We start from the raw sequence: 13122 nt of genomic DNA, 5'->3' as shown, positions 1-13122 counted from the left end.
ACGTGCCATTGAAAATATAGAAATAAAAATAACTCAAAGGAGGATTTTAAGTATTTAAAACCAATTCTTCAAATGAGGACACGCCCTAATAAAATGATCAGCATAAATAGAGATCCTTTTCTTTTCGCTCCAATGCTAAAATATCGACATACGCTCATTGATCTATTTGAAAAGAATCATACTTAAAAGGTATAGAGACTTAAGCGATTTCCTGGATTTTTATAAAAATTTTCTCAGCTAACTCAATTAATGACATCAGATTTAACTGGATATTCTATTTCTCTAGCAGTTTTAAACAATAAAAAAGCGCCCCGAAAGGCGCTTATTATGACTTAACAATTAACACGGACACTTCTTCATATCACCGCCCGCAGATGGATAACGGGAATCCACACAGTGACGATAAAATGTTTTCGGGTCCATGGCTTCCAGATCCGGATGATGCTTGCGCATATGTTCCACATAGGTTTGATAATCAGGTACACCGACCATCAGGCGGAAACTTTGCTGCAAACGTTGCCACAAGGTCGCAATCCGCGACCAGTTTTTCGGATTCAGGATTAAATCCTTTTGTGACATCACGGTCATCTTGATGATTTTATAAATCATCGTTTTCCCGCTTTTGGCAAACTTCAGATTCATAATATTCCCCTTAATGACCTTTCGCTGGCTGAATCTCTTCAGGATCGCGATAAATCGCTTCTGCTTCATGTACAGATGGCTCAGGATTTGCCAATGCACGACGAATCACGCGAATTGCAGCAAACAACATGACAAAGGCTACAATCATAAAGAAAGCACAGAGCGCAGCATTAATCTGGTTCGACATCGCTACCGTCTGCATTTCTGCCACAGTTTTCGCTGGTGCCAGGATTTCATTATTGGCAATCGCCGTGTTGAAACGATCAGCCTGCGCAAGGAAACCAATCTTTGGATTTTCGTGGAAAATCTTCTGCCAGCCTGCTGTCATGGAAGTAATGAACAGGAACACTGTCGGGATAATTGTCACCCAGACATATTTCTGCTTCTTCATCTTAAACAGGATAACCGTACCAAGAATCAATGCCATTGCAGCCAAAATCTGGTTACCAATACCGAAGAGTGGCCATAAACTGTTAATACCGCCGAGTGGATCGACGACGCCCTGATAGACGAAGAATCCCCAGCCTGCAACTGCAACCGCAGTACCTAACAGGTTTCCGAAGAAGTTATGCGACTGTTTCACCGCAGGAATCACGATACCCACGGTATCCTGAACCATAAAGCGACAGGCACGGGTACCAGCATCTACAGCAGTCAGGATGAATAATGCTTCAAACAGAATCGCAAAGTGATACCAGAATGCCATCATTTCACGGCTGTTGAAAATTTCGGTGATGATATGTGCCATACCGATTGCAAAAGTTGGCGCACCACCAGTACGCGACAGAATCGAGTTTTCACCCACTTCCTGTGCCAGTAAAGTCAAGGCTTCAGGGGTTACCACAAAACCAAGGGTTCGCACTGCTTCTGCTGCGCTTTCTGCGGTAGTACCGAGCAAGGCTGCTGGTGAGTTAATCGCAAAATAAATTCCTGGATCCAGAATTGCAGCACAGATCAAAGCCATGATCGCTACAAAAGATTCCATCAACATACCGCCATAACCGATCATACGGATATCGCGTTCGTTGTTGACCAGTTTCGGTGTCGTCCCTGAAGAAACCAAGGCATGGAAACCGGAAATCGCACCACACGCAATAGTAATGAACAGGAATGGGAACATAGAACCTGCGAATACAGGACCAGTCCCATCAATGAATTTGGTAATCGCTGGCAGTTTCATTTCAGGCATGGCAAACAGGATACCCACGGCCAAACCGGCAATCACGCCAATTTTCAGGAAGGTCGACAGATAATCACGTGGAGCAAGCAATAGCCAGACTGGCAGTACCGATGCAATGAAACCATAAATGATCAGTGCCCAAGTGAGTTCAGTGCCAGAAAGCGTAAAGAACGGACCCCAATATGGATGTTGTGCGATGTTTTCACCGTAGATAATGCCCAGCATCATCAAGACAAAACCAATAATCGAGACTTCAGCAATTTTACCCGGGCGGATAAAACGCATGTAGATGCCCATAAAGATCGCAATCGGAATGGTGGCTGCAATACTGAATACACCCCATGGACTGTTAGTCAGTGCTTTAACAACGACTAGCGCCAATACTGCCAGAATGATGATCATCACGCCCAAGGCACCGAGCATCACGATAATACCGGCAAAAGTACCCAGTTCCTGCTTGGCCATCTCACCGAGTGATCGACCGTCACGACGGGTGGAAATAAACAGTACCAGAAAATCCTGGACTGCACCGGCAAGCACCACACCGACTAACAGCCAGATCGTACCGGGTAAATAGCCCATTTGTGCTGCCAAGATCGGACCGACTAAAGGACCTGCACCGGCAATCGCTGCAAAGTGATGGCCAAACAGAACGCTTTTGTTGGTCGGCACATAGTCCAGACCATCGGCCAGACGATGCGCAGGCGTTAAACGGCGTTCATTCAGCTCAAATACTTTGGTGGCGATAAACAAACTGTAGAAACGGTAAGCAATGCTATAGACACAGGCGGCGGCAAGTACCAGCCAGACTGCATTGACATGCTCACCCCGACTCAGTGCTAGAACTCCAAAAGAGACTGCACCCACAATGGCTACCAAAAGCCAAATCATTTTCGAAGTCAGCGTCGACTTCTTTTGTAAAGTTTCCATTCAATCCCTCATATTGTGATGCATACAAATCAGCGTGATTGTTGTTGTTCGAGGTACTGCTGTTTTCCCTTGCGACTTTACGCCTGTTCTTTTGCTTTTCCTCTACGACTTTGGCATAAAAAAAGGGATGATTTAAATCATCCCTCTCGATAATAGTCTATTTTCAAACCATTATGCACGTTCTAAATAGTCGCCAGTACGGGTATCTACACGAACGCTTTCTTCTTGCTGTACGAATAATGGAACACGTACTACAGCACCTGTTTCAAGTTTCGCTGGCTTACCGCCACCGCCAGAAGTATCACCACGAACACCTGGATCAGTTTCAACGATTTTAAGTACGACGAAGTTCGGTGGAGTCACGTTTAAAGGCACGCCATTGAACAACATGATGGTACATTTTTCATTTGAATCATCTTTTAACCATTTTGCAGCATCGCTCATTGCTGTTTTATCAGCTGCGATCTGTTCAAAGGTAACAGGATCCATGAAGTTCCACATTTCGCCATCGTTGTACAAGTATTCCATTTCTACTTCAACGATATCAGCCGCTTCTAGGTTCTCGCCTGATTTGAAAGTTTTTTCCAGAACTTTACCTGATTTAAGGTTACGTAATTTTACGCGGTTAAAAGCTTGGCCTTTACCTGGTTTTACGTATTCGTTTTCCATGATTGAACATGGGTTGCCATCAAGCATAACCTTAAGGCCTGACTTGAAATCATTCGTAGAATAATAGGCCATGACTGGCGCACTCCAAACTTACTAACTTTAATCTATTGATGCTATGGGCTGTTGCGATGTCATTTAGCAAGTCTGACACGAACATTGAGTTGCCACATGCACATTCATTTGATGTTGCGTATTCTAAATGAGCAATACACTTTGCCGCAATGAAAAAATCCGCTTTCACCCACTCAGGCTGTTTAAGTTACAATCAGACATGAAAATCCTTTGTTTATTCATGTCTTGCTCAACGTTAAAATACCATCAGGCGAGCACGAAGATCAGCATAGCTTAATCACTCTTTATTTTATAGCGCAGTGGATTATTGCGCTTCCGCACAAACTGTTAAACTGTGCCCATCAGGCTTTGTCCTCTCACTTATTATTGTTAATCTTCCGGCATGACGAACTATTTATATCAAGAACAAAACTGGCAATCACAGCTCAGCGACCTGATCACTGATCCACGCGAACTGCTTAAAGTGCTGCAACTCGCACCTGAACAGCTTCTCTCAGGCGCCATTTTAGCTTCTGAACAGTTTAAACTGCGCGTACCACGTGCTTTTGTGGGCAAAATGCAGACCGGAAACCCTTTAGACCCATTGCTTTTACAAGTGCTGCCCCATCATCTGGAACTGGAAGAACATCCAGGATTTGTTACCGATCCCTTGGGCGAAGAACAGGCCAATCAGCAACCCGGCGTACTGCACAAATATAAATCCCGTTTCTTGCTGACCTTGACGGGCGCCTGTGCTGTACATTGCCGTTATTGTTTCCGCCGGCATTTCCCCTATCAGGAAAATCTGCCTAAAAATGAAGACTGGATAAACATCAAGCAATATCTGGAAAGCCAGCCTGATATTAATGAAGTAATTCTGAGCGGCGGTGATCCACTAACCTTATCGAACAGGAAATTAAAAATCTGGATTGAACGACTAGAATCAGTACCACATCTCAAATTCTTAAGAATACATTCACGAGTTCCTATTGTGATCCCCAACCGAGTCGACGAAGAGCTACTTAGCATGTTAAAAAACAGTAGGCTACGTATTATTCTGGTGGTACACTCAAACCATGCATCGGAGCTGGATGACTTCACTTGCAAGCGTTTAAATCAACTGGTTCAACAGCAGATCACCGTTCTGAATCAGGCGGTTTTATTAAACGGAGTGAATGATTCTGCTCAGATTTTAGTCAATTTAAGCTATCGCTTGTTTGATGCCGGGGTCATGCCTTATTATTTACATGTACTTGATAAAGTAAAAGGTGCGCATCATTTTGATTTGGCGCCTGACCATATTAATGAGATTTATACAGAAGTTTTAGCGAACCTGCCGGGGTATTTGGTTCCTAAACTGGTTCGAGAAATAGCGGGCGAGAAGAATAAGACACCGCTTTTTGGGGTTTCAACATTTTTGAGTTAAATAATAAAGATGAGCACGCATACTTCAGACATTTTTCAGACACCGACGGAACTTAAACGAGAGCAGTTGAGCTTTTGTCCAACCACTGCCAAGGCTTTGCAGGAATGGGTTGCGGGGATTTCGATTCTACAACTAGGGAATTCATCCAAATCCCTGTTTAATGCCTTATTGGAAGTTTCTGAGCTGAAATGTACAGAAACCCTGCGCTTTGACCTGATTCAGGTCTTGCATCCTACCCTTGAAAATGTCCTGACCAGTCTGGAAAAGCATTTCGTCAATCAGGGCCTGATCACTTCCGACCGGAATGACCAGATTATTGAGCTGGCTATGCTGCTGCGCAGTCATTTTGCCAAAATTTATATCGATATCGTCAAACGCTGTAATCATCAGCTGACCCATCAGAAGTTTTCGCTATTTTCTCTAGGCAAAAAGAAGAGCATTCAAACTGCCCGGATGGTATCGATTTATTATGCACTACAGCAACTCACCCTTCTGTTATATCAACAGCATATGCTATATAGCACGCCAGGTCTGGGACAATGGCTAGCTGCCCATCAACTGCTTGAATGTGCCATAGACAACAATTTCTATCAAAGTAATATCAATCAGGTATTAGGCACCCAGCATGAAATCCAAAATATTGCACATGCCTATGCACAGCTGATTTTACTGGATATCTTCAATACTCATCAGATCCGGCCTGCAGAAATTCAGGGCCTGTATCTATGCAGTTTTGACTGGGCCAAACTGGTACAGATCCTGCCGAAGGAAACCACGCTGTCCCGTTATGTAGTCGATGCCAGCAAAGATCATCCGCCGATCTTTAATACCCATCAAGAGCCACAGTTTCAGCCGAGCTTCTATATTTCCACCCAGAACCTGATGGATCATTTAACGGGTACTCAAAGCAAAAATGCGCAGTATCTGTCGCGGAATGAAAAACTGTTCCTGACCCCTGCACTGCATTTTCATATCTACAATCTGCTCTCGAACAATGTCGAGCGTCGTCATGAACGTTATGAATATTCAGCACAGATCAATATCTGCTTTGGCTTGAGCGTGGCGCATTTTTACCTGTCTAAAGGTAAAAACTTCAATGAAACCCTGGAACTCGATGCCAATTATAATTTCCAGAGCGAAAGCAGTTTTGTCAGCTCGATGGAAAATACGATTCCAAGTGCCTTTAGCAGTATCAAGGCGCTCGATCGCGAAACGAAACAGATTCATAGCGCTGAAGTTCTGGATATTAGTGTCAATGGTTACCGGATTAAATGGACTGGTATTACACCTGCCAATTTAAAAACTGGTGAATTTATTCTGGTTCAGGAAAAAACCCAGAGCCAGTGGCGTGGCGGTGTGATTCGCTGGATCAAGCAGTCCACTGACAAGAGCCTGGAAATCGGACTAGAAATTCTGGCACAAGAACTCTTTCCTTGTGCGGCCTATGCCCGTACCGAACGTCATCATGTCAACTATCAACCCGCACTCCTGGTGAAAATGACGCAACTGGATCAGGTTTCAACCAGTCTCATCGTGTCTGGCTCCCAGATGTTTAGAGAAAAACAAACCATTCATTTACGTCTCGGTCAGGAAGAACTCAAAATCTATCTAACCAAAGCACAACTGATTACGCAGAGTTTCATCCGTTTTGATTATGAATTATTGAATGATCAGGAAGAAGAGATGATCGAAAACTTTATCGATCAGCACATGAATGAAAGCAGAAATCATGATTTATGGGAAGCATTGAAGTGAGAAATCCATTATTGTCTAAAAAGTTAAAACGTACTGAAACACGTTTACTGATTATTGATGATAATCAAATTAGATATAACCAAATCTGTGAGCTTCTGACTAATCACGATTATCAGGTTGATGCCGTTCTACTGGATGATCTGCAATCTTTTGAAAAACAATTAAATTTCAACTGGGATCTGATTATTTTTGGACGTGCCTACGACCTGAAATATGAACAGGCCTTAAGTTTGGTGCGCCTTTCGCAGCAACCTAATCTGCCGATGATTTTGCTTAAACCGGATGATTACCAGGCTGAACAATATGCGCAATATATCCGTAAAGGGGTATATGACATTCTCAATTTTGACTACCTGGAACGCTTTTATGTGGGACTGGTCCGAGCATTGTCATTTAGCCGTTTGTCACAGTCTCAGCAACATTTAATGACTGAGCTGGAAACAGCACAAATTCAGGCACAATCTTTAGTAGACGACAGCAACCGTGCTGTTGCCACCATTCAGGAAGGGATTCATATTCAGGCCAATGCGGACTACCTGAAACTGTTTGGCTTGCAAAATGAAGATGAGATTATTGGCCTACCGCTTCTGGATCTGCTCCAGCCTTCAGATTTGAATGATTTTAAAACGCGTTTCAAAAAGATTTCTCAGGGTCAATTTGATTTAGGTCGGGTCGAGATCCAGTCTCTGAATCCGCATGTGTCCGCATCTAACCCATTAAAACTGGAATTCTTGCCTTCAACGGCTGAAGAAGATGCGGTACAAATTAGCATTGATACTCAATCTAAAACAGTTTTTTCCGAGAAAACTCCTGGAAAACCAAGTGTTTTTCAGTCACTTAAACGTGAACTGAACAAGCAGTCTGCACCGGTGAATGCCTTAGTCACTTTCTCTTTAAGTGCATATGACCCGGAAGTTCTACAATCTGACTGGGCCACTTTTAATGGGTACTTTGATGCAGTCAAAGAATTCCTCAAGGAACAGACCCATATTCCCCTGTTTAAACTGGAATATGATGTCGTTGTCGGTCTGTTTCAGGCAGACTCTAAAGCAATTCTTGAATCCAAACTGATCAGTTTAAATGCCTTAAGCAAACCGCAACTCATTACAGTGGGACAAAAGTCATTCCCTCTAAATTTGCGCTTAGGCTATGTCACGCTTGAACAGGGTTTACAGGATGAAATGCACTGCAATACGCTGATTGGACAAGCATTCTCGACATCTTTACCTCAAGCAGAAGCTGTACCTGAATTTAAACTCGACATTCCAGCCTCACTGAGCAGTCCAAGCTCTTTAGATATGCCGAGTATAGACTTCAGTGTTGCTGAAACACCAGTTACCAGCTCAACAGTTGCAGCTGTCAGTCCAGCAGTCACCTCTATTCCTAACGCTACACCTTCTATTTTGAAAGCCTTAAGTGAATGTCTAGAACGTGGCGAGATCCATTTAAAGTATCAGCAACTCTATGATAAAGAAGATACGCGTTTATATACCTATGAAGTGACCAGTGGCTTTATTTTTGAGAATAAATGGCAGGATATCTCTAGCCTTTTAGAACTTCATGAAGATGATGAACTGTCCATTAAACTGGATCGCTGGATTCTGGTTGAGGCCAGTAAACAGCTACACAACTTTATTACCCAGTATCCTGATGCAAGCTTAATTGTCAATTTGAACCGTGCCGTGCTATTTAAAGACCGCACCTTCCCGGAATTTATTTCCAAGCTGATTACGATTATTCGCAGCAAAGTGAAGCACCCGCTAATCTTGCAATTCTCAGAAGAAGATATTTTACTGAATCAGCAAGATGCACAAAAATATCTACGAGTGCTGTATGAACATGGTGCGCTGATTGCACTTCGTGATTTTGGTCAATCCATGTACAGTCCAAATTTACTGCGCGAACTGGAACTGGATGGTGTTAGCTTACATTCGAGCTTAACCAATATGCTTAATAAAGACACCGAGATTGAGCAGTTACAGGAAAAAATCACCAGTTACAACGAAATTAAGCCACTCAATATCCTGATTCGTGAATTAAATGATATGACACTTTTCGCGAATGCCTGGAACGTGGATGCTCGCTTTATTCAGGGAAATTATTTCCAGAAAAAACTTGATCATTTGATTGATGTACAAGATCACTAAGATCTTGTACAAGCCTGTGCATTTAGGAAATCGAATGATAATTCTCTAAATTGCAGGCACAAAAAAACGGGCTTAAAACCCGTTTTTTCATTTTGGGTATTAACGTTTAACAGAACGTGACATACCAGCAAAACGTTGTTTGAACTTGTCGATACGACCGCCAGTGTCAACGTTCTTTTGCTTACCAGTGTAGAATGGGTGGCAAGCTGAACATACGTCTAGATAAAGAGTTTCTTTACCAAGAGCTGAACGAGTTTCGATTACGTTACCACATGAACAAGTAGCAACTAAAGTTTCATATTTTGGGTGAATATCGGCGCGCATCGTCGATTACTCCATTAGATTCAAGAAGGTTTAGCTGTCATCGCTATTGATCACTCTCAAATGAGGAAGCAGGAACATCGTTCATGCAGATCAACACCACAACAGACCATTCTTTTGGCCCACCGAGACGGATACCGTCAGAGCTAAGCACAACAAGTGGGCGTCATTATACGTGAAACGAATTCAATATGCGAATTATTCTTCAGCTTCCGATCCAGCCTCTTTGGCCCACAGATTGGCAATAATCCCGCAGACCATCAACTGAATCTGATGGAAAATCATGATCGGCAGGACAATCATGCCCAGCGGCTGGCCAATAAATAAAATTTGCGCCATCGGTACTCCACTGGCCAAGGTTTTCTTGGAACCACAAAAGAATGCCGTTTTTTGGTCAGCGCGGCTAAAGCCCAGCCAGCGTGGAATATAAAGTGATAATAACATCACAATGGTGAGTAACACCGAGCAAGCCAGCAATAGCAACAACAAGGTACTCAGACTCACTTCATTCCACAGCCCGGCCACGACGGCGCTACTAAAAGCGCCATACACCACCAGTAAAATCGAGCCTTGATCGAAGACCTTGACGATTTTTGGCATTTTCATCATTTGCGGATAGATCCATGGACGCAGAATCTGCCCTAAAATAAACGGCACCAAGAGCAGCAGTGTAATCTGGATAATCGATGAAGTCGGATCAAAACCATGATCAGATTGACCGAGAATAAAAAATGCCACCAATAATGGGGTAATAAACATACCAATCAGATTGGAAAAAGAGGCACTACATACCGCTCCGGCGACATTGCCATGAGCCACTGAAGTAAAGGCGATCGAGGACTGCACGGTGGATGGCAGGAAACACATAAACAGGAAGCCCCAATACAGTTTCTGTCCGAGCATCGGTAATAAAATCGGCTTGGCCAAAAGCCCGAGAATCGGAAACAAGGCAAAAGTTAGCGCAAAAACCACAGTATGCAATTTCCAGTGCATAATGCCTTGCACTACGGCTTCACGAGACAGTTTGGCGCCGTGCAGGAAAAACAGGATGGCAATCGCTCCTGTCGTCACCCAGCCAAAGATTTCAGCCGCTTGCCCCGAAACTGGCAGCACACTGGCCAGCAAAACCATCACAAACAACAGTATCGTAAACCGATCCAATGCCAAGAACTTAAGCATATCCCTATAATCCCTCAGATTTTATTATTTGATATAAAAATGCCCGGCTATCTTAACAGATGCCGGGCCCATGCTATGCACTTAGATTGATGTAATATTTTCATCTATACATGAATGCATTTCATATATCTCGCTACATCATACTTAGTTATTACGTGCATTGTTGTCTTGCTGGATCAGCTCGATTTTATAACCATCTGGGTCTTCTACAAATGCAATGACCGTCACGCCACCTTTCATTGGGCCAGCTTCACGCACCACATTACCGCCACGCGCTTTAATCTCTTCACACGCCTTGTAAGCATCATCAACTGCAATCGCAATATGACCATAAGCATTGCCCAGTTCATAGCTGTCTGTATCCCAGTTATGCGTCAGTTCCAGTACGGTGTGATTTTCTTCATCGCCATAACCGACAAAAGCCAGGGTAAAACGGCCTTCTTCGTAATCACGCTTACGAAGCAAAGTCATGCCAAGTACTTCAATATAGAACTTGAGAGATTGTTCTAAATTGCCTACACGTAACATGGTATGCAGCATGCGCATATTAATCATCCTTCTGTACAAATTGTTGTTGGTGTTCACCGAGCAGTTTTGCGACCCAAACCACCAGAATCAGGATCGGAATCCCAATTAAAGTGGTCATCAGGAAGAAATTCGGATAACCGATATTGGTCACTATAGTACCCGAATATCCACCTAAAATCTTAGGGGTCAAAGTCATGAGTGAGCTAAAAATCGCATATTGAACCGCGGTAAAAGACACACTGGTCAAGCTCGACAAGAATGCAATAAACGCAGCACCAGCCAGCCCGGCAGCCAGATTATCGACAATAATAGCAAAATAAAGCCACTTGTCGCTATAAGGTTTAATTACCTTACCACTGACTTCGACTGTATCTGAACTGTTGCCATCCACCACTGCCAAGGGCTGAATATCGACATCCAGATTCTGGGTATTGCTCAGCTGATCATTGACCTGATAAACATGGGTGGTTTGCTGAAGTGGCTGATCATCTTGCATCAAAACTGCACTGATAATATGTGCAGGTGACTGAATCAGTTGCTGTGCAGGAATCGCTGCAGTAAATACGCCTTCACTTTCGAGTTTTGCTTCAATATTCTGATCATTGATTTGCAAAACAATTATTTGATTCTCTTGTAGTGCTTCCCCTACATACTGGCCGCGCACCACAATGGTCTTCTCCTGTTCAGCTACAGTGATGGTATTGTCACTGGTGATCGGCAGGATCTGTAACTGGGTGCTGCCCTGTTGTGCGGTCAAATATGGCATATTGACCTGCACAGGCGCTTGATTGGTATTATCTGTATTAAGATAAGCGGCTGAGACTTGCAACTGTTTACTCTGCGCCAGCACTGCACTCGGTATATCCAGCTTCCAGTAACCCACTTCATCGGTCTCTGCCTGATAAACCTGATTACCGGCTTTAACTTCGACAGCTGCCAGTTTTTCACCTGACTTGACCAGTCCGATAAAAATCAGGTTGGTGGAACAGGCTAGCACGGCACCGACAAACATCAGTTTCATGATGTTCATCTTCTGGGCCAAGAGCCCGCCAAGGAATCCACCGACTAAAGAGAAAATGACTCCATAGACTTTAACCGCCTCGGCAATCTGTTCTTTACTGAAATTCAGGTCCTGATAGAACACATTAGAAATGACGCCGGCAATAATATCGGAGACCCGATAAAAACCGATCAGCAATAACAACACCAATGCCAGTTTCAAGCCATAACGTTTAAAGAAGTCTGCAACCGGATTGACCCAGGTTTCATAGGCCATCTGCCTGTTAACCGCACCCATTTTTACCAAGCTTGCACCAATCGCAAATGCGACAGCACCTGAGCCAATAAAGCGTAAGGCCTCAAAACAGAACAAGGCAAAGGTATCTTGAATGGCGAATTGTTCAGTGATGCTGGCCACCAGATTGCCCGAATAGATATAGCTCAGGACAAAACTGATCACCGCCACAAAAAATACGGCGACTAAACGGAAATAATCACTGCGCACATAGTGTTTGCGCACACGGTCAACCTGCGGTTCCCGGATAGAAAGTGTGGTAATAATACCGACCAGCATGACGGCAGCCATGGCCAGATAAGTCCATTTCCAGGCATCATAGATATAGTTGCCTTTGGCTGTTCCCAAATAGGCCGCAAGAAACAATGCACCAGCACCAGCAACAATCATCCCGATCCGGTAACCGGCATTATAGGTGGCGGCCAATACGGTCTGCATCTGGGTTTCCGCCAGTTCAATCCGGTAGGCATCAATCACAATATCCTGCGTTGCTGCGGAGAAACCAAGCAGGACTGCACCGAGCGCCATTTGCTGTAAATGTGTTGCACCCAAAGCCGGATCAGAAAAGGCCATAATGGAAATGGCACAGACAATCAGAATCTGCGCAATCAGCAACCAGGCACGACGACGTCCCAGAGCCTTGGTCAGAAAAGGGACAGGAAGTTCATCAATGAGCGGTGCCCAGACGAATTTAAATGAATAGCCCAATGCGGCCCAGCTAAAGAAAGTTACTGCACTTTTGCTGATTCCGGCCTCACCTAACCATAAAGACAGACTGGAAAAAATCAGAAGAATCGGCACACCAGCCGAAAATCCCAAGAACAGCATGATCAATGCACGTCGATCTAAAAATGCTGTAAATGCGGATTTCCAACCCGTCGTTTGTGTTGTCATTGCTTTATTATTTTCCGCAGAAAAACCAATTGCTGCTATTCAATCCTGTAATAGCGTATCTTTCAACAAGATTTATATATTTATCACATTTCCGGTTTTTTATTTT

10 protein-coding genes are annotated in these 13122 nt (G+C 43.8%); 3 read left to right on the top strand and 7 right to left on the bottom strand.

Going from position 1 to position 13122, the window contains the following annotated elements:
- Window positions 1-339: 339 nt before the first annotated feature.
- The 3 genes from NI455_RS11455 to efp all read right to left on the bottom strand — a co-directional run bounded on the left by NI455_RS11455 (window position 340) and on the right by efp (window position 3493).
- A complete protein-coding gene (locus NI455_RS11455; RefSeq protein WP_171054308.1) occupies window positions 340-645 on the bottom strand; it encodes a YbdD/YjiX family protein in 306 nt (101 codons plus the stop codon).
- Window positions 646-652: 7 nt separating this feature from the next.
- Window positions 653-2752 (bottom strand): carbon starvation CstA family protein, encoded by a 2100-nt coding sequence (locus tag NI455_RS11450; protein ID WP_005246788.1) that lies wholly within the window; start codon window positions 2750-2752, stop codon window positions 653-655.
- Between the two features lie 171 nt (window positions 2753-2923).
- Window positions 2924-3493 (bottom strand): elongation factor P, encoded by a 570-nt coding sequence (gene efp, locus NI455_RS11445; protein ID WP_004279747.1) that lies wholly within the window; start codon window positions 3491-3493, stop codon window positions 2924-2926.
- 382 nt (window positions 3494-3875) lie between these two features.
- On the opposite strand from efp, the gene epmB reads away from it, so the two are divergent.
- The 3 genes from epmB to NI455_RS11430 are packed head-to-tail and all read left to right on the top strand — an operon-like array spanning window position 3876 to window position 8800.
- Window positions 3876-4898: an EF-P beta-lysylation protein EpmB gene (gene epmB / locus NI455_RS11440; RefSeq protein WP_253114255.1), complete on the top strand. Its 1023-nt coding sequence runs from the start codon at window positions 3876-3878 to the stop codon at window positions 4896-4898.
- Between the two features lie 9 nt (window positions 4899-4907).
- Entirely contained in the window at window positions 4908-6653 is a 1746-nt protein-coding gene (locus tag NI455_RS11435) for a cyclic-di-GMP receptor FimW-related protein (protein WP_005107348.1), read from the top strand.
- The gene (locus NI455_RS11430; RefSeq protein WP_253114253.1) at window positions 6635-8800 is read left to right on the top strand and encodes an EAL domain-containing protein; all 2166 of its coding nucleotides are present in this window, start codon (window positions 6635-6637) and stop codon (window positions 8798-8800) included. Before NI455_RS11435 ends, NI455_RS11430 begins: the two co-directional genes overlap by 19 nt.
- 99 nt (window positions 8801-8899) lie before the next feature.
- Here NI455_RS11430 and rpmE read toward each other — a convergent pair whose 3' ends face one another.
- From rpmE to NI455_RS11410, 4 genes are all read right to left on the bottom strand, one after another.
- Window positions 8900-9124 carry a 50S ribosomal protein L31 gene (gene rpmE / locus NI455_RS11425; RefSeq protein ID WP_004279743.1) on the bottom strand — a complete coding sequence of 75 codons (225 nt, stop codon included), beginning with the start codon at window positions 9122-9124 and terminating at the stop codon, window positions 8900-8902.
- Between the two features lie 195 nt (window positions 9125-9319).
- Window positions 9320-10300: a bile acid:sodium symporter family protein gene (locus NI455_RS11420; protein ID WP_253114249.1), complete on the bottom strand. Its 981-nt coding sequence runs from the start codon at window positions 10298-10300 to the stop codon at window positions 9320-9322.
- Between the two features lie 144 nt (window positions 10301-10444).
- The gene (gene gloA, locus NI455_RS11415; RefSeq protein ID WP_180075745.1) at window positions 10445-10846 is read right to left on the bottom strand and encodes a lactoylglutathione lyase; all 402 of its coding nucleotides are present in this window, start codon (window positions 10844-10846) and stop codon (window positions 10445-10447) included.
- Window position 10847: 1 nt separating this feature from the next.
- Complete coding sequence (locus tag NI455_RS11410; protein WP_253114247.1) at window positions 10848-13016, bottom strand: AmpG family muropeptide MFS transporter; 2169 nt, start codon at window positions 13014-13016, stop codon at window positions 10848-10850.
- Window positions 13017-13122: the final 106 nt, after the last annotated feature.

Source organism: Acinetobacter lwoffii, assembly GCF_024129435.1.
In the GTDB taxonomy this organism is placed as follows: Bacteria; Pseudomonadota; Gammaproteobacteria; order Pseudomonadales; family Moraxellaceae; genus Acinetobacter; species Acinetobacter lwoffii_F.
The sequence above is the reverse complement of the archived record's forward strand: the minus strand, read 5'-3'. Positions and strand labels throughout refer to the sequence as shown.